This window comes from Amycolatopsis sp. NPDC059235 (assembly GCF_042754125.1).
Taxonomy (GTDB): domain Bacteria; phylum Actinomycetota; class Actinomycetes; order Mycobacteriales; family Pseudonocardiaceae; genus Amycolatopsis; species Amycolatopsis albidoflava.
Map to the genome: position 1 here is coordinate 49,463 of NZ_JBHZAG010000033.1, position 24,979 is coordinate 74,441.

The following is a 24,979-nucleotide window of genomic DNA, read 5'->3' on the forward strand; positions in this document are numbered from 1 at the left end:
CGAATCCGGCTCGTTGAGCCAAGAACGGCTGGCCCGCAGATCGCCTGCGGGCCAGCCGTTTCGCCGCTGACTGCGAGGAAGATCGCGCTGGTTCTGGTCAGCTGTAGGTGACTTGGGTGGTTCCGTTGGCGCTGTACCAGGTGATGGTTCCGTGCTGGAAGTTGTTGCGGCGGCCGCCGGTGACGCCGTATTCGTCGCTGGTCGGGTAGCCGAGGCCGCCCTTTTCCCAGCCGAGGTCGGCCCACTTTTGCCGGATGGCTCCGTGGATCGATTGCGCGCCGGTGGCGGGGGTCCAGTAGATCGATGAGCCTTGGGCGCCGTTGAAGTGGTTGTAGCGGCCGGCTCCGTCGGGGGTGCTGGTTTCGTCGGTGGTGGGGTAGCCGAGGCCGCGTTCCCAGCCGAGGTCGGCCCATTTCTGCCGGATGGCGCCTCGGATGGACTGCGCGCCGGTGGCGGGGGTCCAGTAGATCGAGGAGCCTTGGGCGCCGTTGAAGTGGTTGTAGCGGCCGGCTCCGTCGGGCGTGCCGGTCTCGTCGGTGGTGGGGTAGCCCAGCCCGCGTTCCCAGCCCAGCGCGGCCCATTTGTCCCGGATGGCTCCGTGGAGTGAGCGAGCGCCGGTGGTGGAGGTCCAGTAGATCGAGCCCGAGTTGGTGAAGTGGTTGTAGCTGCCGCTGGCGTCGGGGGTGAGGGTTTCGTCGGTGGTGGGCAGGCCGAGGAAGCCGTTGGGGCCGCCGAGTTCCTGGTAGTGCTGGGCGATCGCGCCGTGCACTGCGTAGGCCCCGGTGGGCGGGTTGTAGCCGATGACGCCGTACTGGTAGTTCTGCGCCCAGCCGCCGCCGGCCGGGTACCTGCCGCCGGTCGGGGTGCCGAGGTAGGAGGCCGAGCCGCCGAGCGCGTTGTAGTGCTCGGTGATCTTGTCCGGTTCGGTGCCGGCGGCGAGGGTCTGGAGGTCGGCGAGGGTGCCGTTGAAGACGTCCTGGTCGCCGGGGAAGGTGCCCGACGTCGCGGTCTGGGCGAAGGTGTAGTCGGTCCAGCTGGCGGGCATGGTGATGGTGGCGGCGATCCACAGTGGATCGTGGGCGAAGCCGGGGTTGTTGCCGGTGCAGTGGTTCCACCAGCCGTTGGTGGTGTAGATGACCGGCCACCGGTTCGTGCGGTCGTGGACGGTGGTGGTGAAGTCGGTGATCCAGGCGGTGATCTGGGCCGGGGTCATGTTGTAGCACCAGCCGGTCCAGTCCGCGGTGCTGTAGGGGTTGTACTCGATGTCGAGCACGGGCGGGAGGGTTTTGCCGTCGGAGACCCAGCCGCCGCCGTGGCTGAGGAAGAACTGCGCCTGCGCCGCGCCGGTCGAGGTGTCGGGCAGGCCGAAGTGGTAGGCGCCGCGCAGGATCCCGGCGTTCGCGGCCCCGGCGTAGTTGGTCGCGAACTGCGGGTCGGTGTAGGTCGTGCTCTCGGTGGCTTTCATGTACGCGAACTTCGCGCCGTTGCCCGCTGCCGCGCCCCAGTCCACAGTGCCCTGGTAGTGGGAGACGTCCATGCCCGGCGTCGTGACGCCCGCCGCCATCGCCGTCCGCGGGGCGGTTTTCGGCTTTGCGGCGGGGTCTTTGTCGATGGTCGAGCCCAGGTAGTCAGAACCCGGATGCGCGGGTGCGCTAGGGCTCGGTGAACTAGTCGATGCCGCGGCCGGTGTCCCGGCCAGTACACAGGCGAGCAACGCGGTGACCGCGCCAGCGGCCACCGCACCACGAATCCATCCCACCGCAAACCTCCACCCGGTATCCGTTCACACCGCTATCGCCGGGATCCCGGAAGCGTTACCGAGCTGGGTGGGAAATCCGACGAAAGCCCCCGTTCCGCGGTCACTGGGGTGCGGCGACGGAGTCGTGGAGGCGGTAGAAGCGACCGCCGAGTACCGCGTAGACAGTGACCGGCCCGGCTCCGGCGCGTGCAGTGGCTTGCCAGGCGTTGCCGTCGGGGATTCCCGGTGCGGGGGAGGGGAGTCCGGTGATGCCGCCGCCGGTGACGACGTTGGCGGAGTCGGTGACGAGGACGCAGTCGGGGTGCAGGTCGGTCCATCCAGTGATGAGCGCGGTGCCGGTGGAGGTGACGGCTCCGTGGGCGGTGGGGAGGTCGGTGGCGGTGGCGGGGTTGAGGGTGGTGCCGAGTTCGGGTCCGTGGCAGCCGAGGGTGAAGCTCCGGTTGAAGGGGTAGGTGCCGAGGGCTTTGGCGGCGGGGATGACTTGGCGTTGGATGTGGAGTTGGTCGAGGACGTTGGTGGCTTCGGTTTGCAGGGCGATGGGGGCGAGGGCGAGCGGGGCGTAGCCGCGGCGGGTGAGGTCGGCTTTGGTTCCGCCGATGGCGTGGGTGGTCAGGGAGATCGCGCAGATGCCGATGACGACGGCGGTGAGCGGCCACTGCGGACGGACGAATGCTGCGAGAACGAGGAGCGCGGTGAGTGCGAGGGCGCTGACGATGGCGTAGCGGCTGATCAGCCCGATGTTCCCGCCCGGAGCCAGGTTGCTGGTGCGGCCGAGTGCGACAAGCACCGCGAGCGCGACGGCATATCCCGCGATCCCGATCCATCCCGCAGCGCGGATGTCGCTCTTCGCGGCGATCCCGCAGGCGGCAAGGAGCGCGGTGATAAGTGCTCCGGCGAGGACGGCGATGACGGCTTGGTCTCCGGACCACACGCTGCCGAGCGCAGCTGCGGCGGCGGAGAGACGACCGTCGGGATCGAGCGCGGTGGTGGCCAGCGATTGGGTGCCGCTGGGTTTGGTGAGCAGCCACCCGGCGAGGACGATCGTTCCGGCGGCGGCCATGGCGATGGTTTTGGCGCGGTTTTCGTGGCGGAGCAGGAAGATCGCGGCGACGATGAAGAACGCGGGGAGTCCGGCGCCGAAGCTGAGGCTGGCCAGCAGTGCCGCGGTTGCGGCAGTCCACAGGCGGCCGCGGTGGGCTTGGGAGGCGGCGAGGACGGTGAAGAAGACTGCGGGGATCCAGCTGATGCCGTTGGTGCCTTGCAGCCAGATCTCGGCCAGGTGCGAGGAGAACAGCAGCCACGACATCCCGGCCGCCAGCGCGGCTTTCCGCTGCGGGGACAGGGATCGGGGCAGCATCGAGTACAGGCAGACGCCGATTCCGGCGACCAGTACAACCGTGAGAACGGTGAGGACGCGGTTGTCGCCGCCGAACCAGGCGGCGTCGGCGTAGAAGAGCAGCGAGGGGATGACGAAGGGCTGGTCGAGGTGGTAGGTGAACACCTGGTCCAGCAGAAGATGCCCTTGGTCGTCGGTGATTTTCGCCAGGACATGCCAGTAGTCGAGCAGCACATGCGCGCGCGGCGCCCGCACGGCGGTCCACAACGCCAGCACGGCGGGAACTGCGGCGAACGTTGCCAGCACGACGATCCCAGCGCGGGGTCTTCGGACGACGGGAACGGTGGCGGCGGGGGAAACGAGCGCGGTCAAGGCCTCTCCTAGCGAAGTGGATGTCACCCCGGTCGGCGGCTTGCCGGACCTGCCCGCTGCGGATTGCGGATTTTTCGATGTGACTTGCTGCTTTTACCGCGTCAGGGACGGTCTGGACAAGAGTGTCCTTGCTCTCTGTTCCGGATGTAACGGATCAATATGGACAAAACGATGATTGGTTCGCGGGTTGAAGGAGTAGCTTCTCCGGCCGGTGTCGCGCGGCACAGCGGGGTGCTGGGTTGGCGCGATCCGCGGAGGCTCATTCTGCAGTGGTCGTCACTGGTCTCAGTCCGCACGCGGTTGGAAGCGCTGGAACTGCGCGAAGCGTTCCTTGAACCCAGGCAATTCCCGGCCCGGGACCACGATTTCGTTAAGGGCTTCAGACGTCGTGAGGGCTGCGATGCGGCACCCGGTAGGGCTACCTGCAGATCGCCCCGGAGCTGACCGGCGGGGACCTTCATCAGGGAGCCACCGAGGACGGCGAAGGCCCCTTCAGTGTCCCGGCGGGCAACCACCGCGGTGTCGTCGCGCGGGCGATCCGCAACGTCGCGGCCGCACCTGGAACGAGTGCTGCCCTTCCTGCGCAGGCTGGCGGAAGGTGGAGCGTCGAGGAATTCCTAACGCTCCGGTACGGACGCGGCAGTGTCCTCGGGTGCGGTCCGAGCCGTGATCGCGTCGGCGGGCCCGAGCCGCTCCGCCGCGAAGTCGAGGAGGGCGGAGGCGCGGGGAGTGAGTTTCATGTCCGCCGGCCAGACCCCCACCACGTGGGAAACGGTGACAGGGGGGTCGAGGGGTCGGATGACGACCGGACGCCCCTCGATGCTCATGGGAAGCGCATGCGGCCGGGACATGAGCAGCCCGTAACCGAGTCCGCGGCCCACCAGGGCTTCGACGAGTCCGATCTGGGAGACCCTGGCTTCGATCGTGGGCTCCAGGCCGCGCGCGGTGAACGCGTCGGTCACATTGCGGAGGCCTGGTGTCGCGTCGTACTGGATGTAGGGCTCGTCGGCGAGGTCTGCCAGGTCCACTGTTTCGGCTGCCGCGAGGGGATGTCCGGGAGGCAGGTGCACTTCGAGTTCTGTCGGGTAGATCTTGCGGCGGCGGTATCCGGTCGGCAGCGACACGTCGTACACAAGGGCCACGTCGAGACGTCCTGCCTCGAGAGCGGAGAGCAGCTCTTCGTTGGTGCCCGCGGTGATCCCGATGCTCACGCCGGGATGCCTTCGGGGGAAGCCCTCGAGAAGCTCCGGCACCACGTTCGCGGCGAAGCTCGAGTAACAGCCGAGCCGCACCGGACCCCGCAGTTCCTGTTCGCGCCCGGCGCTCAGGACGAGCTCGTGCGTGTCGGCCACGATCTGCCGAGCCCGTCTGGCGAAATCCTGACCGGTGGGAGTGAGCGTGAGCCCTCTGGCCTTGCGGCGCACGCACAGCTGCTCGCCCACAGCGCTCTCCAGGCTCGAGACGGCCTGCGACAGCGCGGACTCCGAGATGTGCAGGTGGGCCGCGGCCGCGCTGAGCGTGGAGAAGTTCGGCAGTGCCGCGAACAGCTCGAGCTGCCGCAGGCTCACGTCGGAGATGGCTGCCTTCTTCCCGCTTCTTCAGTTCAACTGAATTACATCCTCAGATTACCATGATTTACACGCAGAGGATGGCCTCGCATCATAGGAGGAACAGCTTCCCGATCCCTCCGAACGGAGGGCTGGCAAGGACTTTGGGGACAACGGTGTGCTCCTCTGGTGCCGCAGGCGACTCCGTCTCACCACGGCGAATCGCCTCCGCGACGATCATCGGCGCCGATCCTGGCGCTCCTCCTCCGTGTCGTGCTCGTCGGCCGCCGGAACCGCCTCGCCGCGGGCTCCGGTGAGAGCCGCGTGTGTCGCGCAAGCCAGCAAATCAGTCAAGTAGAAGCGAAGTCAGGCAAGGAGAAGCAGTGGCAAGTGAGGACACTCGAATCGCGATCATCGGCGGAGGGATGGGTGGGCTGACTGCCGCGATCGCGCTGCGGAAGATCGCCGGCGTCCAGGCCACCGTGTTCGAGCAGGCTAGCAAGCTGGGCGAAGTGGGCGCGGGCGTCACGGTCGCGCCGAACGCCGCGCGTGTTCTCGAGAGACTCGGCGTGCTCGATCGGATCAGGCGGGTCGGAGCGGTCCCGGACGGGCACGGTGTCTATCAGAACGCCATGGGCGGTCTGGTGACCGACGCGGCATGGGAAGACTCGGCCAAGCAGTACCAGAACATCGGGATGTACCGCCCGGACCTGATCGACGCCCTGGCGCAGGAGATCGATCCGGAGACAATCCGTCCCGGCCATCGGCTGGTTTCGGTGGAAACCCTGGACTCGGGCGTCCGCGTCGAGTTCGAGAACGGCGCGAACGACGTGTTCGACGCCGTGATCGGAGCGGACGGCATCCATTCGGTGGTGCGCGGAGCCGTCGGTCAGTTCCCCGACCCGGTCTATTCCGGGTACATCGTCTACCGCGGAGTGGTCGACGCGTCCCGCCTGCCTGCCGATTGGCGCATGATCAGCCAGGTGTGGATGGGCAACCGGAGGCATTTCATGTGCTATCCGCTGCAGCAGCGGAAGCTGTTCAACTTCGTCGCCGGCATCCCGAGCGACCGCCCGCTCGCCGGCGCCTGGTCCGGCCCGGCAGAGGTCGGCGAACTAGCCGCCGAGTTCGCGGGCGCGGACTGGGACCCGAGACTCCAGGAGTTCATCGGGCACATCGAGCACACCTTCTGGTGGGGCCTCTTCGATCACGACCCCCTCACCAATTGGTCCCGGGGACCGATCACCCTGCTCGGGGACGCGGCGCACACGATGCTGCCGCACCAGGGCCAGGGGGTGAACCAGGCGATCGAGGACAGCATGGCGCTCGCCACGTTCCTCGCGGCAGCCGACAATGTCGCCGACATTCCCGAGGCGTTCCGGCGCTACACCTCAGTCCGCATGCAACGCACGGCGATCCTGCAGAACGGCTCTCGCCGGGCCGGCGCCATGTTCGACGCACAGTACGAATTCGCGGACCTCAAAAAGCGCGACGCCGATCTCCGAGTCGGGCGCGACTTCCGGCGAAGCGCGGTATTCGACTACGACGCACAAAAAGTGGCCGAACAAGCGCTCAACCGATTCCAGGGGGTTCCGGTCGCATGACCTCGATCAGCATCATCGGCAGCGGCAAAATGAGCGGAGCGATCGCTGAAGTCGCGACCCGGGCCGGTGCCGGCATCCAGATCATCAAGCGCAGTGCGGAGAGCATGTCCGCGGCGCGTCCTGGTCTCGACTACGGCGTCATGGGCGACAAACTCACTGGGGACCTGGTCGTGCTCGCCGTTCCTTACGGGGCGTACCCGGGCATCGTCGAGCATTATCGGGACCAGTTCCGCGAAAAGATCGTCATCGACATCAGCAACCCCATCGATTTCTCCACCTACGACCGGTTGAAGTCGCCCGCCGATTCCTCCACCGCGGCCGAACTCGTGAAGCTGCTGCCGGCGGGCACGGCAGTCGTCAAGGCGTTCAACGTCAATCTGGGAGACACGCTCACCAGCGGCACGAACGGCACGACGCGCACGACCGTGTTGTTCGCCGGCGACTACGCGGAGGCGAAGATCGCCGTCGCGGAGTTCATCGAAGCGGCGGGAATGCGTGCGGTTGACGTCGGCCCGCTCAGCCGCGCACGAGAGCTCGAGGCGATGGGATTCCTCCAGATCGTGCTGGCAGCGCTCGGAAAGACACGTTACGAGTCGGGCTTCACGCTGCTGGAGTGAGCGGCATCGATCGCTTCTGACGCTCTTGGTCTCCGCCTCCAGAGACATGGCCGAATCGTTGATCAGGTCCTGCCAGGTCCGCGGGCTGATCCAAACGCAGGACGACCTTGGGCGCGTTGCCCCGTGCACGGGGCCGCTTCGACTGCCCGAGAAGCATGGCTTGGCTCTCCGCGGCGACCGCGGTGCCCCCGACGATAGCCGCTCCGGTGGCGACGATCAGCTTGCCGATGCCTCCCAGCACCGAAGCTCCGGTGGAGTCGCTGTTGTTGACGGGGTCGTTCTGCGCGTAGGCGTAGTGTCCGCCACAGCCGTCGAAGATGCTGCGGTGCGGGTTCGTCATCGACTTGTCGGTGAGGCGACGGAATTCGTCGTCGGAGGGATGACCAGTCGTCCCGACGGTGTCGCGCGGCAACGGGACACTCCTCGACACGTCCGGCCACCACCGCCCCCGGAGCGGGTTGCCGCTGAGGGGACGGTGGTGGCGGGATCCGCGGTCAGCCGCCGCAGGCGGGGACTGGGGCGACGTCCACGGCGGCGTCGATGATCTCGCCGGTGGTGTGGTTGACCGCGTGCACGGTCATGTGCTGGTTGGTGCCGGGGTGGTTGGCGGTCGGGTGCTGCTCCCTGATCCCGGTGGCGGTCGAGAGGTCGTCGCCGGTGAAGAAGACCTGTCCGTTGTCGGCGAACGTGATCGACCACAGCTGGTTGGGAACATTGGTGTGGATCTCGAACTCCTCGCCGACGACGAAGCTTCCGCCCGGCCCGTCGTCATCGTGCTTGGACTTCAGCGTCCACGACGTTCCCATGTTCCCGACGCCGTCGGCCTCCGACGTGGGACCGCACCGCCGGCTGGCCTCGGCGTTCCCGGTGCCGACAAGGCTGAGCAAACCAGCGGCGACCATGGTCGCCGCAATGTGCTTGTACCGCACGGAATCCTCCCTGTTCTCAGCAATTTGTTGTCTGCACCTGTCGATACGCGGCAGGGTTACGGGGGCACCGGGCAAGCGACGCCGTCGGCGAGCACAAGCTGATCGCCGAACTCACCGTCGCGCGCGACGAAGCCGGTGCGACCCAGGCGCTTCGCGACCACATCGAACGCACGACCGCCGCTCTCGTCCGGTATGCCGAAGGGCTCGACGGCACCGATGAACGAGCGCTGGCCTGAACGCGCCGCGGCCCTCCCGCCGCTGCTCGGGGCGGGAGGGCCGCAGGGCAGCCGGTCAGCGCAGCCGGGTGAAGAGCGCTCGGGCGTTCTCGGAGTCGATCGCGCGGGATTGCTCGGCGGTCAGGCCGCTCTGGGTGTCGAGGATTTCGGTGAAGTGGGTGGCGACTGACAGTGGGGCGTAAGGGAAGTCGCTGCCGTAGAGGATCTTTGCGGGGTCGGCGAACCGGGTGAGCGCGCCGAAGACGTATTCGCCCGAGGAAAGCGCGGTGTCCCAGTAGAAGCTGCGGAACCGGGCGAGGAGTTCGTCTTCGGTGGGCCCAGTGGGATCCATCGCGGTCTGGACCTGGCAGAACCGCAGGGCCGCGTAGGGCACGAAGCCGCCCGCGTGCGAGAGGATGATGCGCACGTTCGGGTACCGTTCGGTGATCCCGTGGACCACCATGTGCACGGCGTTGCGGGTGGTGTCGAACGGATAGTCCACCATCGGCCCGGGAACCTCGGGCAGCACCGGGAGAAGCGGGTGCCCCGGGTGGATGAACACCACCGCGCGGCGCCGGTCCAGCGCTTCCCACAACGGCGCGTACCGGTCGTCGCCGAGGTAGACGCCTTCGTAGTTCGACAGCAGCACCACGCCGTCGACGCGCAGCTGGTCGAAGGCATAGTCGACTTCGGCGACCGCGCCTTCGACGTCAGGCAGCGGGAGAGTCGCGAAGTTCCCGAACCGGTCCGGGCGCTCGCGGACGAGTCCGCCGGTGTAGTCGTTGACCCGCCGCGCCATCTCGCGACGTGCCGCGCCTTCCCAGCCGACGACGCTCGGGGCGGTCAGCGACAGCACGCTCGTGGCGATGCCGTTGGCGTCCATGAATTTCAGGTGGTCGTCCGGCGTCCACTGTGGAACGGTCCAGCCCGAGGGGTCGCCGCCGTGCTGTGCGAGGGCCTCGCCCCAGAAGGGAGGGACCAGGTGGGTGTGGACGTCGATGCGTTCGTGTTCGCTCATGACTCCACCGTCTCTCCCGGGAGCCGGCGGCGGGAGGGGGAGGATTCGATCCCCCACCTGATCGGGTCACGGTGATGGCCCGCGACCCGCGGCTGGCGCAGCTCGGGGCATTCCTGCGCGCCCGTCATTTGCTGCCTTTGCCGAGGACGTTGACGACGCGGCGAGAGAGGCCAAGGTCTCGTTCCATATCGATGTTGGCGATTCGGACAGGCGACCGCCGGTGTCCCAGATCAGTCGGATGATCGCTTCGGCTCGGCGGCTCTGGAAGTCGCGGCCCTGACAGTTCCGGAGCACCTGTTTGATGAATTCCGCCGGGGTGATAGGAATTCACCTGGTCCAGGATGTGCGGTGGATTCATCCGGGCCATCGGGTGATGCTCGATTTCCTCTTCCGCAAGCAGCCAGTTGAACCACGCTCTCAACGCCCGGTAATTGTTGTTCGCATTGCCAAACGGAGTCGCAGTAGCCGCGGATCGTGCGGGGGCTCTTGTTCTCGGCTTCGAGTGACATGGCCTACTCGTCGCTCAACGCCTGCCTGGCCGGCGGAGCGAGGGTCAGGGGTGAAAATCCTCAGATAGGAGTGTCACTGAGCGCCGTGCCAGCTCCCACCCCCGCGCGGGACGGCACGAAAAAGGGGCTGAACCCACGGGTCCAGCCCCACCATGGTCGGGATGACAGGATTTGAACCTGCCACCCTCCGCTCCCAAAGCGGGAACGGCTCAGCGCAGTGCTGCATCAGCAACAGCTGCTGGTCGGCGATGAGCGAGAATCCTCAAATAGGAGGGTCGTGGCGTATCGCGGCCTTGTTATCGAATGTCGAGGCGAGATCTGGGACTGCAGCGGTCTCGTCGGCGATGGATGCGGGCCTGCGGTCGCTGGATGTACGGCCCCGCGTCAGTCGTGGACGGTGAGGCAGGCTTGGTGATCGATGTCGGTCCAGCCGAGACACAGCTGCAGGTTGTTCGGAAAGTCGTTGTTCATGGCGAAGTGCTGCTTCAATGTGCCCAGTTTGCTGCAGGTGTAGAAGCCCAGGCGGAACATCCGGCCGTTGGCGTACAGCACTGGTGTCGCGCAACTGGAGTCCGCCCAAGGCGGAAGGCCCTCGCTCGCATCGAGAGTGTCGACGTGGAGCTTCTCCCCGTGCACGTTCTCGCAGACTGAGCGGAAACCCAAGGGCCCCAACCAGCAGCTGTCTCCCGAATACGGCGTGATGCCGCTTTTCGCGAAGTCCGGTGTGTGCTGCGCAGCGGCCGGGATGCCCAAGCAACCCTCCCAGTTGTTGCTCGTTGACGAGCCGGGTTGCGACGTGTAGGCGGTCACCACGTTGTCGGTCTCGACGTTGACGATCACGACGGCGTCGATGTTCGGCGACGAGATGGTGTACGAGACGTTGTTCTTTCCGCTGGCCGGCCCTTCGTACTTGGCGCTCCTCAGCACATGTTCGATGCACTGGACTGTCGCCGTGGTGATTGGCGGGCGGCGGTCGTTGATGTGCCGGACACCGAAGCCGGCTTTGTCGCCGACGTCATGGCGGCCGCAGCGCAGGTTGACGGTGCGGTAGGTGTCCGTGTTGCGCACCGATGTGACCAAGTAGTCCTCGGTGGTGGCAGGTTTGAAGCAGTCCTGATATCCCTTGATCGGCGCGGCCGCAGTCGCGGTGGTGTTCGCTGCGAGCAGCGCCCCTGTCGTGATGATGGCCAGCATTCCGAGGCGTCTGAAAATGTCGGCAAAGCCCGGAGATCTCATGATAGGTCCCGAATCCTTCCTGACGACGTGGACGAAGCACTGCGGTTTCTGGAGGATGTCAGCCGAGTGCGCGGCGGAGCTCGGTGACAGCTGTGTCTGGGAATGGGTGTGGCCAGCCTGGGATGATGCCTCCCGGTTTCGTGGCCGCGCTGACGGTTTCGAAGCCGCGCAGGAAGGCGCTGGCGAGTTCGTGGCGCGGCGCGACCTGTCGCAGCAGCACTTCGCCTCGTTCGGGTGTCCAGTCCGGCGCGGTGATCCAGGTGCGGATCGCCACCGCGTGCACCACCAGCGCGAGGTGGTCCGCTACCGGCGAGGCGAAGTCCAGGAAGACTCCGCCTGGTTCATCGCCCCACAGCACGGACTGCAACTCCACCACCGGCCTCGGGCGGGCCAGGTTCGCGACGGCCTGTGCGAGGTCTCCGAAGGCGTCGTTGAGCCCCGTTGCGTGGAAGGTTTGCCGTTGCGGGCCGGAGCCCATCGTCAGCCTGCACCAGGCCGAGCGGAATTCGAACGTGACGTCGTCAGTCATGGCGCAATTCTCCCTGGCCGGTTGGACACCAGTTTGCCGGGCAGGTGTACGTCTGTTCTCCCGGACGAATGATCAGATCAACGTCGCGACCCTGGGCGGGCCTGACTGATCCAGCGTCGGCAGTAGTTCTTGCGATGCTCCTGTCCTCATTCCGGCCACACGGCGGTCGCTTGAAATCATCTGGCGGCGGGCAGGCCCAGGAGCGAGCGCAACCGCCGGTGCGATGGTCGATGCGCAGCTTCCGGCAGTCCCAAGGGAAAACCGATGGCAAACAAGGCCTTGCTGGTGTCAGCCGCGTGATTCCTGCGCGGACGCGGTTCCGTGCGCAAGCGATGCGGCAAGCGTCGCGGCGGCGAGCGCCGCCAGGATGGCTCTTCGTCGATAATTGTTCCGATCACAGCTATTCTCCCCGTTGCTCAAGGAACCGAGCACATGCGAGCAGACGCGAAGCGTCGGCTGGCGCGCCGATCCGCACCTCGCAGTGACGCTGACACCGCATATTCACAGCGGTGAGGCGAATGAATCCCCAGCATGCAGATGATTCTCCCGGTCGTTGCGCTGCGGTCCTGACATTCCCATAACTGCCATGATTGGCGCAAGGACGGTTGGTGCACTATGGACGAGCGAACATCGACGCCGTCCATCGGCTGTTTCGAATCGGTTCGTTGTGCGCGGGACAGTCAGGAGAAACCGCAAGAGAAACTGTCTGGAGAAACGATTGCATTGAGCCGTGACGATTTCGCATGTCTCGCCCGCTAGTATTCATTCGCGCCGATCTTCGCGCTTGTCGGCCCCGCTGGAATGGATTCGCAGTCGGCTCACGCTTGTTCTGCGGATCCCCTGGCGAGAGGACACTCCCGTCGGATGCTCGGCCCGGAATCCGGGCGGAGCATGATCTTGATGCCGTTCGGTGACAGCGGCGTGCTGCGGCAGTGGTCGCTGAGCCACAGTCTGGTGGTGGCGTCGGCGTAGGGATGGCGCGCGGACGCGGAGGTAGCGGCCGAGGGCTTTGCCGCCTCTGCCGAGGACGTTGACGGCGCGATGGGAGCGCGCTCCAGGTCGATGTTGGCGATTTCGGCGAGGCGACGCCGGTGTCCCGGATGAGTCGGATGATCGCTTCGCCGCGGCGGCTGTGAAAGTCGCGGCCTTGGCAGTTCCGGAGCGCCTGCTTGATGAATTCCACCGGGGTGATAGGAATCGGCTGGTCCTGGATGTGCGGTGGTTTCATGCGGCCATCGGGTGGTGCTCGGTTCCGGCGGAGCAGTGTCGTCGGCTTCCGGCAGTGCGACCGGGTCGGCGAGCCAGGTGTTCTCGGCCTCGAGTGACATAGCCCACTCGTCGATCAACGCCTGCCAGGCCGGCGGAGCGGGCTTCAGAGTTCGGGCACGCAGGTGAAAATCCTCAAAGAGGAGTGTCAGTGAGCGCCGCGTCAGCACCCGCCCCGCGCGCGACGGCATGAAAAAGGGGCTGAACCCGCAGGTCCAGCCCCTCCAACGCAATGTCGGGATGACAGGATTTGAACCTGCGACCCTCCGCTCCCAAAGCGGATGCGCTACCAAGCTGCGCCACATCCCGGCACCCCCGAAGCCTCCGGAAACCCCGGTACCCGGGGGGTGTACGACCCACCCTAGCGGGCACGCTAAGCTGGCTTCGCTCCCGGGTCACCGAGGGCACTGCGGGTGTAGCTCAATGGTAGAGCCCTAGTCTTCCAAACTAGCTACGCGGGTTCGATTCCCGTCACCCGCTCCAACGGTTCCACCTCCGAAGAGGACGACGCCGCGTCCGCCTCCAGGCGGGCGGCGATCACGTCCAGCAACAGGTCTGTGTCCACCGGCTTCGTGATGTAGTCGTCCGCTCCCGAGGCCAGGGTTCGTTCGCGGTCTTCCTCCGTCGCCTTCGCTGTGACGGCGATCACGGGCAGGTCTTCGTGGGCCGCTTCGGCTCGGATTGCGGCGATGGTCGCGTTGCCGTCCAGTTCCGGCATCATCACGTCCATCAGCACCAGTGCGGTGTCCTCATGGCGTTCCAGTGCCCGGATTCCGGCCACACCGGTGTCGGCGTAGATGACTTCCAGGCCGGCCTGTTCCAGGACCGCCGCGAGGGCGAAGACGTTGCGCAGGTCGTCGTCGACGATGAGGACCTTTTCGCTGTTGAAGCGTTTCGGGGCGCTGTTCGGCTCTGCCACTGTGATGGTGCTCGGCAGGACCGGCAGCTTCGGCGTCGGGCGCACGGGCGTCGTGGGGGCGATCAGGTTCGCGGCGCCCACCGGCAGGTACAGCGTGAAGGTGCTGCCTCGGCCGGGGACGCTGCTGACGCGCAGTTCGCCGCTCAGCAGCTCCGTCAGCTGCTGGCTGATCGACAGGCCAAGGCCCGTGCCGCCGTATTTGCGGCTGGTCGTTCCATCCGCCTGGCGGAAGGCGTCGAAGATGACTTCCAGCTTCTCCTCAGGGATGCCGATTCCGGTGTCTTCGACGCCGAACGCGATGATCCCGGCCGCCGAGCGCAGGGACTCTTGCTCGACCTCTTCGGGGTCCGCCATCCGGATGTGCAGGCGTACGCCGCCCTCGTCGGTGAACTTCGCGGCGTTCGACAGGAGGTTCCGGAGCACCTGCTGGAGGCGGTGCTCGTCGGTGTGCACGCTGCCGGGCACCGGCGGGTCGATCAGGACCGCGAACTCCAGGCCCTTGTCCGCGGTCAGCGGGCGGCACAGCGATTCGACGTAGTTGACCAGCTCCGGCAGCGTCACGTCGGACATCTGCAGGTCCAGCTTGCCCGCCTCGACCTTCGCCAGGTCCAGGATGTCGTTGATCAGCTGCTGAAGGTCAGACCCCGCCGCCCAGATCGTCTTCGCGAACTGGATCTGCTTCTCCGTGAGGTTGCCCTCGGGATTCTCCGACAGCAGTTTCGCCAGGATCAGCGCACTGTTGAGCGGAGTTCGCAGCTCGTGCGACATGTTCGCCATGAACTCGTTCTTGTACTGCGACGCGACCGTCAGCTGCCCGGCCCGCTCCTCAAGCTCCTGCCGGGCCTGTTCGATCTCGATGTTCTTGACCTCGATGTCGCGGTTCTGCTGGGCCAGCAGCGCCGCCTTCTCGGCCAGTTCGGTGTTCGACCGGCGCAGTTCGCCCTGCTGGGCCTGCAGCTGCTCGGACCGCGCGCGCAGTTCCTGGGCCAGCCGCTGCGATTCGGTCAGCAGCGCCTCGGTGCGCGAGTTCGACAGGATCGTGTTCACGTTGACGCCGATCGTGTGCCGCAGCTGCTCCAGCAGGTCCAGGTGCACCGCGGAGAACTCGTTGACCGACGCCAGTTCCAGCACGCCCAGCACCTCGCCCTGGAACAGCACCGGCAGCACGATCACGTTCACCGGCGGGGCCGAGCCGAGCCCGGACGACACCAGCGCGTACTCCGGGGGAGCGCCGTTGACCAGTATCGTCCGCCGGTCCACCGCGGCCTGGCCGATCAGCGATTCGCCGAGCCGGAAGCGCAGGCCGGTGCGGGCCTGGGCGAGGCCGTAGGCGGCGATGCAGTCGAGCAGCTTGTCCGGGTCGCCCGCGTCCTCTTCGTCGTGCGCGATGAAGAACGCGCCCTGCTGCGCGCTCACCAGCGGGGCCAGCTCGGACAGGATCAGCGTCGCCACCGACGCGAGGTCGCGGTGGCCCTGCATCCGGCCGGACAGCCGCGCCAGGTTCGTCTTCAGCCAGTCCTGTTCGCGGTTCGCGGAGGTGGTCTCCTTGAGGTTCGCGATCATCTGGTTGATGTTGTCCTTGAGGTCCGCCAGCTCGCCGGACGCGTCCACGGTGATGTGCCGGGTCAGATCGCCCGCGGTCACCGCCGTCGCGACCTGGCCGATCGCGCGGACCTGGGTGGTCAGGTTGCCCGCCAGCTGGTTCACGCTCTCGGTCAGCCGCTTCCAGGTGCCGGACACGCCTTCGACCTCGGCCTGACCGCCGAGCTTGCCTTCGGTGCCGACCTCGCGGGCGACACGCGTGACCTCCGCGGCGAACGCGGACAGCTGGTCGACCATCGTGTTCATCGTGGTCTTGAGCTCGAGGATCTCGCCCCGGGCGTCGACGTCGATCTTGCGGGACAGGTCGCCGCGCGCGACCGCCGTGGTGACCTGCGAGATGTTCCGCACCTGACTGGTCAGGTTGTGCGCCATGAAGTTGACGTTCTCGGTCAGGTCCTTCCAGGTCCCGGCCACGCCCGGCACCCGCGCCTGACCGCCGAGGATGCCTTCCGTGCCGACCTCGCGGGCGACCCGGGTGACCTCGTCGGCGAACGCGCGCAGCGTCTCGACCATGTCGTTCAGCGTCCCGGCCAGCGCCGCGACCTCGCCCGCCGCGTCGATGGAGATCTTCTTCGACAGGTCGCCGTTCGCCACCGCGCTCGCCATCGTGGCGATGCTCCGCACCTGCACGGTGAGGTTGTCGGCCATGACGTTCACGTTGTCGGTCAGGTCTTTCCAGATCCCCGCGACGCCGGGGACCCGCGCCTGGCCGCCGAGGCGGCCTTCGGTGCCGACCTCACGCGCGACGCGGGTGACCTCGTCCGCGAAGGCGGACAGCTGGTCGACCATCGTGTTGAGGATGTTCTTCAGCTCGAGGATCTCGCCGCGCGCGTCGACGGTGATCTTCTGCGTCAGGTCGCCGCGCGCCACGGCGGAGGTGACCTGGGAGATGTTCCGCACCTGGTCGGTGAGGTTGTTGGCCATGAAGTTGACGTTGTCGGTGAGGTCCTTCCAGGTCCCCGCCACGCCCGGCACGGTCGCCTGACCGCCGAGTTTTCCTTCCGTGCCAACCTCTCGCGACACTCGGGTGACCTCGTCGGCGAAGGACGAGAGCTGGTCGACCATGGTGTTCAGCGTCGTCTTGAGCTCGAGGATTTCGCCGCGCGCGTCGACCGCGATCTTCTTCGTCAGGTCGCCGCGCGCCACTGCTGTGGCGACCTGCGCGATGTTGCGGACCTGCGCGGTGAGGTTGTTGGCCATGAAGTTCACCGAGCCGGTCAGGTCGCGCCAGATGCCCGCGACCCCGGGCACGGTGGCCTGGCCGCCCAGCTGCCCTTCCGTACCGACTTCGCGGGCGACTCGGGTGACCTCGTCGGCGAAGGACGAGAGCTGGTCGACCATCGTGTTCATCGTGGTCTTGAGCTCGAGGATCTCGCCCCGGGCGTCCACGGTGATCTTCTGCGTCAGGTCGCCCTTCGCGACCGCGGTGGTCACGTGCGAGATGTTGCGGACCTGGTCGGTCAGGTTGTCCGCCATCTGGTTGACCGAGTCGGTCAGGCCGCGCCACGTGCCCGCCGCGCCGGGGACCTCCGCCTGACCGCCGAGGCGGCCGTCGCTGCCGACCTCGCGGGCGACCCGGGTGACCTCGTCGGCGAAGGACGAGAGCTGGTCGACCATCGTGTTCAGGGTCGTCTTGAGCTGCAGGATCTCGCCGCGGGCGTCGACGTCGATCTTCTTCGTCAGGTCGCCCGCCGCGACCGCCGTGGCGACCTGCGCGATGTTGCGGACCTGGTCGGTCAGGTTGTCCGCCATCAGGTTCACCGAGTCGGTGAGGTCGCGCCAGGTGCCCGCGACGCCCGGCACGCGCGCCTGGCCGCCGAGCCGTCCTTCCGAACCGACCTCCCGCGACACCCGGGTGACTTCGTCGGCGAAGGACGAGAGCTGGTCGACCATCGTGTTGATGGTGTTCTTGAGCTCGAGGATCTCGCCCCGGGCGTCGACGTTGATCTTCTGCGTGAGGTCGCCGCGGGCCACCGCGGTGGTGACCGAGGCGATGTTGCGGACCTGCTCGGTGAGGTTGTCGGCGAGGAAGTTGACCGAGTCGGTCAGGTCGCGCCACGTGCCGGCCACGCCGGGGACCTCGGCCTGACCGCCCAGACGGCCTTCTCCGGCGATCTCGCGGGAGAGCCGGATCACCTCGGCGGCGAACCGCGACAGCTGCGCGTTGAGCCCGTTGACGGTCTTCGCCAGCTCGGCGTACTGCCCGCGCAGCGGACGGCCGTCCAGCTGCAGCGCCATCGGCTGCGACAGATCGCCCTCGGCGACCGCGCCGAGCACCCGGTCCAGCTCCACGACCGGACGGCTGACGTCCTCGATCAGCCCGTTGACCGTGTCGACCGCGGTGGCCCAGCCGCCGGGGCCGATCTCGGTGCGCACGCGCTCGGTGAGCTTGCCCTCCTGGCCCACCTCGCCGCGCACGCGCATGAGTTCGGTCACCAGCCGCTGGTTGCGTTCGGCGATGTCGTTGAACGCCGACGCGAGCCGGGCGGTGATCCCGTCCCCGTGCGCGACGAAGCGCCGCCGGAAGTTGCCGTCCCCGAGGTCGTGGACCGCGCCGAGCAGCCGCTCCAGCGCCGCGACCTCGCTCGCCGGGACGAATTCCGGTTCCTGGGCCCCGGAGTTCCGGGGGCTCCCGGAAGTCTGTGGGGACTCTGTCATCTTTGCCGACCTTCCCACCACGCGTGTGCCAGCCATGGTCGTCGACCCAGCGTGCCATGGTTCGCCCTACACTTCGACCCAGTCCGCCCGCGCACACTGTGCCAACCTGGAAGGACCAGGACCGTCAGGTCGACCCGGAGGCAGGAGGTTCGTGCATGGTGTCACGGCCCGCTCCGGCGTCGGCCCTGCCACCCGGCGCCGAGCTGCCCGGGCACGCCGGATTCTGGCGCTCGGTGCTCGACGACGTGCGGGAGCCGGTGTTCCTGCAGGATCCCGAAGGGGCGCTGCGCTGGGCGAACGCGGCCGCCGAGCGGCTCGGCCCGGCGGAGCTCGTCGGCGTGACCGAGACCACCGGCAAGGTCGGCCACCGGCCGGCCAAGATCCGGGTGCTTCCCGGCGGCTGGCGCGCCTGGACCGTGGTCGACGACGGCCGCCGCCGTCCGGAAGAGTTCCTCGCCGAGGCCGGTCCGAAACTGGCGCTCGCGCGCGGACGGCACGGCACGGCGCGGGTGATCGCGGAGCTGGCGGCGTCCGCTTTGGGCGATTGCGCCTTCGTGCTGCTGCCGACGACCCGCGGCCGCTGGGAGTGGTGGAGCTGCACCGAGCACGGCGCGGCGGGCCACGGCCGGATCCGGCGGGTGCCGGCGCAGCTCGCGCCGGTGGTGTCCGACGCGATCGCCGACGTCGCCCGGCCCGAGATTCGCGCGGTGCCGGCCACGGAGGTCGCGGCGCTGCCCGCGGCGGTCGCCGAGCCGTTCGAGGGGCATCTCGAGGTTTCGGTGGTCTCGTTCGGCTCCGGCATGGCGGGGGCGGTGCTGCTCGGCAGACGCGGCGAGCCCGCGTTCGGGCCGGCACAGGGCCAGGCGGTCGAGGCGTTCGCGGACGCGGCTGGCACGGCGCTGGCCAACGCGCAGCGCTACGCCAGCCAGGAGGAAGCCACTCGCGGGCTTGAATCGACGTTGCTGCCGACGCCGCCCGCGCAGGTCGACGGCGCGAACTTCGAGCTGTGGTACGAACCCGCCGGCGGAGTCCTCGGCGTCGGCGGCGATTTCTACGACGTCCTCTCCCGCGACGACGGCAGCGCGTTCGTGGTCGTCGGCGACATCTGCGGCAAGGGAGCCGAGGCGGCCGCGCTGACCGGCCGGGTGCGGCATTCGCTGGCCGCGCTGCACCTCGTCGAACGCGACGGCCGCACGATGCTGCGGCTGCTCAACGAACTCCTGATCTCCGGCGGCAGCAACCGGTTCGCGACGCTCGTGCTCGGTTCGGTCGCGGCCGCGGAGTCCGGCCTCGACGTCACGCTCGCCTCCGGCGGCCATCCCGCGCCGCTCGTGCTGCGGCGCGGGGGAGGCGTCGAGGAGATCAGCGTGCCCGGCACCCTGGTCGGCGTGTCGCCGCAGGCGCGCTTCGCCGAGGCGACGACGCATCTGGACGAGGGCGACGTCTGCCTGCTCTACACCGACGGCGTCACCGAAGCCCGCAACCGCACGGAATCCACCGAGCTGTTCGGCGACGAACGGCTCTACACGGTGCTGGAGGATTGCGTCGGGCAACCGGCGCGGGAAGTCGTGCGCCGGTTGCGCGAGGCGGTGCGGGAGTGGCTCGGGAATTCCGGCCACGACGACATCGCGGTGCTGGCGATCGAGGCCGCGCCGCGCGCGGAGTAGCTCAGGCTTTCCTTGCCCGGCACGGAAAATTCACTTTCCGGGCTGGACTTCCGGCTCCGGTTCGGCCTTCGCCGCCTGCTCCGGCTCCGGCGCGGTCTTGACGTCCTGTTTCGGCTCGGTCGCGCGGGCGGTTTCCGGGTGCTCGAAGTGTTCTCGGCACTGCCGTCCGAACCGGCGTGCGTGCGCGGTCATCGCCTCCACCTCCCCGCTCGCCACCAGGATCGCGCGCCGGGAACGACTTCGCCACCGAATTGCGCCGGGTCAGCCGACCGGGTGGTCGGTGTGTCTAATGTGGAGTCTTCTCGCGCGGCGGGCCGGCGCCGGGGTCCCGGGGCCGTTTTGTCTGTCCTGGCGGGGTTTTCGGCGGAGTGCGGCCGGGCTGGCCCGGTTGGCTGGCCTGGCTCGCCTGGCTGGGCAGCGACGGGCCGGTGCTGACCGGCGTGCCGGGCGGAACAGTCGTGGTCCGCGCGGGCGTGGCCGCGTTCGTCGAACGGACCGGCGGCGCGGACGACGAGTGCCGGGGCGCGGAATCCGGTGAATCGGACGGAGCGGAAGAGGGCGGAGCGGAAGAGGGCGGAGAAACCGGAACCGGAGCCGGTTCGGGGCCGGGCGCGGACCCGGTTCCCGGACGGAGCGGGGTCGCCAGCAGCAAGGTCCCGGCCGCGACCAGTACCACCGGCAGGCCCGCGGCGAGCACCGCGCGCCGCCGGGATACCCGGTGGCGGCGGCAGAAGACCGCCAGTCGCGTTTTGATCGGGAGCCGCAACGTTTCCGTGCCGCGCAACGCACGCGCCACGGCGGTCGCCGAGGGTCTTTCTTCCGGATCGCGCAGGGTCATCGCGCGCAGAGTCCTCGCGAGTGGTTCCGGCGTGCCCGGCGGCACTCGCGGCGCCCGATGCAACCGCACCACCGCGGTTTCCGCCGCCGTGCCCGGGTATTCGCGGACGCCGGTGAGGCATTCCAGGAGAACGAGCCCCAGCGCGTAGACGTCCGAAGCCGGGCCTGGGTGCTCGCCGAGCACCTGCTCCGGCGAGAGGTAGGCGGCGGTCCCGACGACCGCGCCGGTGTCGGTCACGCGGGTCGCGTCCACGATCCGCGCGACGCCGAAGTCGGCGATCCGCGGGCCGTCGTCGGACATGAGGATGTTGGCGGGCTTGAGATCCCGGTGCGTCACCTCGTGCGCGTGCACGTGGGCGAGCGCCTCGGCCAGCTGTGCGCCCAGCTCCACGACCCGGTCGGCGGGCAGCGGTCCGGAGCGCAGCCATTCGGACAGGTTGGGGCCGTGCACGCAGTCCATGACGAGGTACGCGTGCCCCTCGTCGACCCCGGCGTCGACGAACCCGACGAGCCCCGGATGCCGGACCGCGCGCAGTGCCGCGATCTCCTGGTCCCGGCGGTTGCGGCCCAGGTCGACCGCTCCGGCGTGGAACAGCTTCACCGCGACCGCGGCTCCGGTTTCGCGGTCCTCGGCCCGGTGCACGAAGGCGGTCGCGCCTTCGCCGATCCGCTCGCCCACCTCGTACCGGCCGGCCAGGACCAGCGGCGCGGGCCCGTACCGGCCCAGCGCGAACCGTCTCGCGGTCGTGGCCGCGTCCGAATCGCCAGCGCCGGTCATTCGCCGATCACCTTTCCCCCGGGTAGCGGGGACAACTTACTCGCCGGACGGCGAGGGCAAAAGCGGTGGCACGGTTCGGGGGACGCCGGAGGAGGGCGCGCCGCCGTCCGCGCGCGGGGTGTAATGCCTGCTCAGCCGTGCTCCGGACGGCGGATTGGCCTCGCGGGCGGTGCGGCCCAGGTTCCGCGGCGACCCGTCTGGTGTTTCGCGAGTACAGTGGCATCTGGATACTACCGGCGCGCGCAATACTTGCAGCTACATCGAGACGGGCGCGCGCCGAGGACGCTCGGGGCAGCGGCCGCCCGCAACCTGGGCCGCCTGGAGGAGGTGCACCATGTCGGTGTCGGACGACGCCGTCGAGGCGCGCGCGCAAGGCTGGCGGACGCTGGCGGCGCTGCACGCGCGGATCGAGGACCGGCTGAACCGCGCGCTGGAAAGCGAGCACGAGCTGTCGGTGAGCGAGTACACGGTGCTCGACGTGCTCGGCCGCCAGGACGGCTTCCACCTGCGGATGAGCCAGCTCGCCAACGCGGTGGTGCTGAGCCAGTCCGCGACGACCCGGCTGGTCACGCGGCTGGAGGAGCGCGGCCTGCTGTCGCGGTACCTGTGCCAGGACGACCGGCGCGGGATCTACACCGAGGTCACCCCGTCCGGCCAGAAGCTGCTGGCCGCCGCCCGCCCGACGCACGACGCGGCGCTTTCCGCCGCGCTGGGCGAGGCGGAGGAACTGCCTGAGCTGGCTCCGCTGGTGACCGCGCTGGGCTCGCTCACCTTCGCCGCCAAGTGAGCTGCCCGTGAGGGGAACCCTGATTTCCGCGGGGTTCCCCTCACGGGGCGGTCACGGCCGCAGGCGGTGCAGGTCGCGAGGGAAGAGGGTCGCCCCGCGCACGTTGGGCACGCCCAGCACTCGCGCGACCCATCGCTCCAGCCCGATCGCGAACCCGCCATGCGGCGGCATTCCGTACGCGAACGCGTCGAGGTAGTCCGAGTACTGCCCGGCCGTCTCGCCGAGTGCGGCCAGGTAGTCCGCGTACCGATGCAGCCGCTGGCCGCCGGTCACCAGTTCCAGGCCGCGGAACAGCAGGTCGAAACTGTTCGACCTGGCCGGGTTCGCCGGGTCCGGGTGGGTGTAGAACGGCCGTTTCGCCATCGGGTATCCGGTCACGAACAAGAATTCCGACCCGTGCTCCCGCCCAGCCCATTCGCACAGCCATCGTTCGTGCGCGGGCGCGAGGTCCGGTTCGCCACGGGGGTCCTCGCCGGTGTTGCGGGCCAGAAGTTCTTGTGCCGCGGCGAAATCGATCGACGGGATCTCGTCCGGCACCGCAGGCGCGTCCGGTCCGGCCGCGGCGGCCATCTCCGCTACGACGTCGCGCAGCACTGCCATCACCTCGCGATGGTCGGAGATGAAGCCCAGTTCCGCGTCGAGACTCGTGTACTGAGCCAGATGCCGGGCGGTGTCGTGCGGTTCGGCCCGGAAAACCGGTCCCACCTCATACACTCGCTCGAACACGCCGACCATGGCCTGTTTGAAAAACTGCGGCGACTGGGCGAGATAAGCCGAGCGGCCAAAGTAGTCCAGCCGGAACACATTCGCGCCGGATTCCGTCGCGGTAGCAACGATCTTCGGCGTATGAATCTCAGTGAACCCCTGATTGTCCAGCGCTCGCCGAAACGCCGCGACACTGGCTGCGGCGACCTCGAACCGGCTGCGCAGCAGCGGATGCCGCAACGCGACCGCTGCATTGTCCAGCACTACCGGCAAACCGGCGGTCACCTCGGGCCGATAAAGGTCAAACGGCGGCCGTTTCTCCGGCGTGGACAACACCTCGACCGCGGGCTCTCGCAGCTCAACGCCTTGCGGCGCTTGCGGATTGGCGACCACCTCGCCAGTGAGCCGGACGACGGTCTCCTCGGCGACCTCCGGCGGCTCGGTGAAAACCGCCTGCGCGGTCCCAGACCGGTCGCGAATGACGAGAAACGCCACGGATTTCAGCACTCGCCGGCGGTGCACCCAGCCGGCGATCGTTGCGGTGGAGCCCACGCGGTCACGCAGGCAGGCCACCGGGGTGCGGGTACTCATTCCTTCTCCTGAGCGCACTCGGCGACCCCTTGGGGGTGCGGGCGAGAAGGGACACTCGCGGTGCCACCGCACCTTCGCCGCCAACGGGCGGCCTCGTTCTGACCGGATGACGGCGGCCGGGCCGGCGGGGCATTTCCTCCCCGCACTCAGGAGTGTCTTCGCGCGGGGCCGCGACGCTGCCTTCTCACCGGCGGCAGCTCTCTGTCCCTCGCCGTGCCCCGCGCTACTCGTCTCCTTCAACGTGTTGCTCGCAACGGTAGAACAGTGCTGCCGCTTGCGTCGCCTGATTTACCGGACGCCCAGCAGGTGCTCCAGTGCGAGCTGGTTGAGCCGGGTGAAGTGGTAGCCGCGTCGACCAGCCGCTTCGACGTCGAACTCGTCGGCGGCCAGATCGTCCAAGGTCTCGCCGGGCGAGAGCGTCGGCGTGGCCAGCTCCGGAACTCGAGAGGCGGCAAGCGCTTCGGCGACTTCCGGATCGGCTCGAAATGCCCGTGCCTTCTCGCGCAGGATCAGATACGTGCGCATGTTCGCCGCCGCGGAAATCCAGACGTCTTCGGGATCCTCGGTGCGCAGCGGTTTGTAGTCGAAGTGGCGCGGGCCTTCGTAGCCGCCGTGCTCCAGGAGGTCCACGAGGAAGAACGCGCTGGTGAGATCGCCGTGGCCGAAGATCAGGTCCTGGTCGTACTTCGGGCCGTGCTGGCCGTTGAGGTCGATGTGGAACAGCTTGCCCTGCCACAGCGCCTGCGCGATGCCGTGCACGAAGTTCAGTCCGGCCATCTGCTCGTGGCCGACCTCCGGGTTCAGCCCGAACAGCTCGGGCCGGTCCAGTTGGGAGATGAAGCCGAGTGCGTGGCCGATCGTCGGCAGGAGGATGTCGCCGCGCGGTTCGTTCGGCTTCGGCTCCAGGGCGAAGCGAAGGTCGTAGCCTTGCGAAACGGCGTAGTCGGCGAGGACGTCGAGGCCTTCCTTGTACCGGGCGAGCGCGGCGCGGACGTCTTTCGCCGCGTCGGATTCCGCGCCCTCGCGACCGCCCCACAGGACGTAGGTCTGCGCGCCGAGTTCCGCGGCGAGGTCGAGATTGCGCCGGACCTTGGTGAGCGCGTACCGCCGGATGTCGCGGTCGTTGCTGGTCAGGCCGCCGTCCTTGAAGACCGGATGGCTGAACAGGTTCGTCGTCGCCATCGGCACGCGCAGGCCGGTTTCGGCCAGCGCCTTCTTGAACTTGCCGATCGCGGCGTCGCGGTCCGGCTCGGTGGCGAGGAGGTCGTCGTCGTGGAAGGTGACGCCGTATGCGCCCAGGTCGGCCAGCCGGTGCACGCTCTCGACCGGGTCGAGCGGCGGCCGGGTGGCGACGCCGAACGGGTCGGCGGCGGGCCAGCCGACGGTCCACAACCCGAACGAAAACTTGTCCTCCGGCGCGGGGGCGTAGTCGGCCATGCCCGTCCCTTCATTTAGTTCACGATGTAGACTAAATACTGCGCCGCGGCCGCCCGGCCGT

Annotated in this window: 17 protein-coding genes and 2 tRNA genes; 5 read left to right on the forward strand and 14 right to left on the reverse strand. The window is 68.2% G+C overall.

The features are described 5' to 3' along the window. Positions 1-97: 97 nt before the first annotated feature. The 3 genes from ACFXI3_RS22220 to ACFXI3_RS22230 all read right to left on the reverse strand — a co-directional run bounded on the left by ACFXI3_RS22220 (position 98) and on the right by ACFXI3_RS22230 (position 5,035). The gene (locus ACFXI3_RS22220; protein WP_378401776.1) at positions 98-1,759 is read right to left on the reverse strand and encodes a GH25 family lysozyme; all 1,662 of its coding nucleotides are present in this window, start codon (positions 1,757-1,759) and stop codon (positions 98-100) included. A gap of 100 nt (positions 1,760-1,859) precedes the next feature. Further along, entirely contained in the window at positions 1,860-3,467 is a 1,608-nt protein-coding gene (locus ACFXI3_RS22225; protein ID WP_378401778.1) for a DUF2079 domain-containing protein, read from the reverse strand. A 617-nt stretch (positions 3,468-4,084) separates the two neighbouring features. Further along, a complete protein-coding gene (locus ACFXI3_RS22230; RefSeq protein ID WP_378401780.1) occupies positions 4,085-5,035 on the reverse strand; it encodes a LysR family transcriptional regulator in 951 nt (316 codons plus the stop codon). A 305-nt stretch (positions 5,036-5,340) separates the two neighbouring features. Between ACFXI3_RS22230 and ACFXI3_RS22235 the strand changes: the two genes are divergently transcribed. After that, positions 5,341-6,618, forward strand: a complete 1,278-nt coding sequence (locus tag ACFXI3_RS22235; protein WP_378401782.1) for an FAD-dependent monooxygenase — start codon at positions 5,341-5,343, stop codon at positions 6,616-6,618. Then, complete coding sequence (locus ACFXI3_RS22240; protein WP_378401784.1) at positions 6,615-7,235, forward strand: NADPH-dependent F420 reductase; 621 nt, start codon at positions 6,615-6,617, stop codon at positions 7,233-7,235. The genes ACFXI3_RS22235 and ACFXI3_RS22240 overlap by 4 nt, the downstream gene beginning before the upstream one ends. Here ACFXI3_RS22240 and ACFXI3_RS22245 read toward each other — a convergent pair. The 6 genes from ACFXI3_RS22245 to ACFXI3_RS22270 form a co-directional block, all read right to left on the reverse strand. After that, on the reverse strand, positions 7,219-7,647 hold the full coding sequence (locus tag ACFXI3_RS22245; RefSeq protein WP_378401786.1) for a hypothetical protein: 429 nt from the start codon (positions 7,645-7,647) through the stop codon (positions 7,219-7,221). The genes ACFXI3_RS22240 and ACFXI3_RS22245 overlap by 17 nt on opposite strands. Before the next feature lie 82 nt (positions 7,648-7,729). Further along, positions 7,730-8,164, reverse strand: coding sequence for a hypothetical protein (locus ACFXI3_RS22250; protein WP_378401788.1), 435 nt, complete (start codon positions 8,162-8,164; stop codon positions 7,730-7,732). Between the two features lie 291 nt (positions 8,165-8,455). After that, positions 8,456-9,397, reverse strand: coding sequence for an amidohydrolase family protein (locus ACFXI3_RS22255; protein ID WP_378401790.1), 942 nt, complete (start codon positions 9,395-9,397; stop codon positions 8,456-8,458). Positions 9,398-10,290: 893 nt separating this feature from the next. After that, positions 10,291-11,100, reverse strand: coding sequence for a hypothetical protein (locus ACFXI3_RS22260; RefSeq protein WP_378401792.1), 810 nt, complete (start codon positions 11,098-11,100; stop codon positions 10,291-10,293). A gap of 100 nt (positions 11,101-11,200) precedes the next feature. Then, positions 11,201-11,671, reverse strand: a complete 471-nt coding sequence (locus tag ACFXI3_RS22265; RefSeq protein ID WP_344283539.1) for a hypothetical protein — start codon at positions 11,669-11,671, stop codon at positions 11,201-11,203. Between the two features lie 1,501 nt (positions 11,672-13,172). Next, positions 13,173-13,246, reverse strand: a tRNA-Pro gene (locus ACFXI3_RS22270). 100 nt (positions 13,247-13,346) lie between these two features. On the opposite strand from ACFXI3_RS22270, the gene ACFXI3_RS22275 reads away from it, so the two are divergent. Then, positions 13,347-13,420: transfer RNA gene (locus ACFXI3_RS22275), tRNA-Gly, on the forward strand. Here ACFXI3_RS22275 and ACFXI3_RS22280 read toward each other — a convergent pair. Then, complete coding sequence (locus ACFXI3_RS22280; protein WP_378401794.1) at positions 13,389-18,116, reverse strand: HAMP domain-containing protein; 4,728 nt, start codon at positions 18,114-18,116, stop codon at positions 13,389-13,391. The two genes, ACFXI3_RS22275 and ACFXI3_RS22280, sit on opposite strands and share 32 nt — an antisense overlap. A gap of 155 nt (positions 18,117-18,271) precedes the next feature. Here ACFXI3_RS22280 and ACFXI3_RS22285 point away from each other — a divergent pair, with 155 nt between their 5' ends. After that, on the forward strand, positions 18,272-19,783 hold the full coding sequence (locus ACFXI3_RS22285) for a SpoIIE family protein phosphatase (RefSeq protein WP_344283546.1): 1,512 nt from the start codon (positions 18,272-18,274) through the stop codon (positions 19,781-19,783). A gap of 30 nt (positions 19,784-19,813) precedes the next feature. Here the strand turns inward: ACFXI3_RS22285 and ACFXI3_RS22290 are convergent, their stop codons facing one another. After that, positions 19,814-19,975, reverse strand: coding sequence for a hypothetical protein (locus ACFXI3_RS22290; protein WP_378401796.1), 162 nt, complete (start codon positions 19,973-19,975; stop codon positions 19,814-19,816). A 94-nt stretch (positions 19,976-20,069) separates the two neighbouring features. Then, positions 20,070-21,398: a protein kinase gene (locus ACFXI3_RS22295; protein WP_378401798.1), complete on the reverse strand. Its 1,329-nt coding sequence runs from the start codon at positions 21,396-21,398 to the stop codon at positions 20,070-20,072. Positions 21,399-21,732: 334 nt separating this feature from the next. Between ACFXI3_RS22295 and ACFXI3_RS22300 the strand changes: the two genes are divergently transcribed. Then, a complete protein-coding gene (locus tag ACFXI3_RS22300) occupies positions 21,733-22,185 on the forward strand; it encodes a MarR family transcriptional regulator (RefSeq protein ID WP_344283554.1) in 453 nt (150 codons plus the stop codon). Positions 22,186-22,236: 51 nt separating this feature from the next. On the opposite strand, the gene aspS is transcribed toward ACFXI3_RS22300, so the two are convergent. Both aspS and xylA read right to left on the reverse strand, forming a co-directional pair. After that, entirely contained in the window at positions 22,237-23,481 is a 1,245-nt protein-coding gene (gene aspS, locus ACFXI3_RS22305; RefSeq protein ID WP_378401800.1) for an aspartate--tRNA(Asn) ligase, read from the reverse strand. Positions 23,482-23,769: 288 nt separating this feature from the next. Beyond that, positions 23,770-24,918: a xylose isomerase gene (xylA, locus tag ACFXI3_RS22310; RefSeq protein WP_378401802.1), complete on the reverse strand. Its 1,149-nt coding sequence runs from the start codon at positions 24,916-24,918 to the stop codon at positions 23,770-23,772. Between the last annotated feature and the right edge of the window lie 61 nt (positions 24,919-24,979).

Bases quoted from the DNA above. Each gene is read 5' to 3' on its own strand.
- ACFXI3_RS22240 (WP_378401784.1), top strand. From the start codon at position 6,615: ATGACCTCGATCAGCATCATCGGCAGCGGCAAAATGAGCGGAGCGATC.
- ACFXI3_RS22255 (WP_378401790.1), bottom strand. From the start codon at position 9,397: ATGAGCGAACACGAACGCATCGACGTCCACACCCACCTGGTCCCTCCC.
- ACFXI3_RS22260 (WP_378401792.1), bottom strand. From the start codon at position 11,100: ATGCTGGCCATCATCACGACAGGGGCGCTGCTCGCAGCGAACACCACC.
- ACFXI3_RS22265 (WP_344283539.1), bottom strand. From the start codon at position 11,671: ATGACTGACGACGTCACGTTCGAATTCCGCTCGGCCTGGTGCAGGCTG.
- ACFXI3_RS22280 (WP_378401794.1), bottom strand. From the start codon at position 18,116: ATGACAGAGTCCCCACAGACTTCCGGGAGCCCCCGGAACTCCGGGGCC.
- ACFXI3_RS22285 (WP_344283546.1), top strand. From the start codon at position 18,272: ATGGTGTCACGGCCCGCTCCGGCGTCGGCCCTGCCACCCGGCGCCGAG.
- ACFXI3_RS22290 (WP_378401796.1), bottom strand. From the start codon at position 19,975: ATGACCGCGCACGCACGCCGGTTCGGACGGCAGTGCCGAGAACACTTC.
- ACFXI3_RS22295 (WP_378401798.1), bottom strand. From the start codon at position 21,398: ATGACCGGCGCTGGCGATTCGGACGCGGCCACGACCGCGAGACGGTTC.
- ACFXI3_RS22300 (WP_344283554.1), top strand. From the start codon at position 21,733: ATGTCGGTGTCGGACGACGCCGTCGAGGCGCGCGCGCAAGGCTGGCGG.
- aspS (WP_378401800.1), bottom strand. From the start codon at position 23,481: ATGAGTACCCGCACCCCGGTGGCCTGCCTGCGTGACCGCGTGGGCTCC.
- xylA (WP_378401802.1), bottom strand. From the start codon at position 24,918: ATGGCCGACTACGCCCCCGCGCCGGAGGACAAGTTTTCGTTCGGGTTG.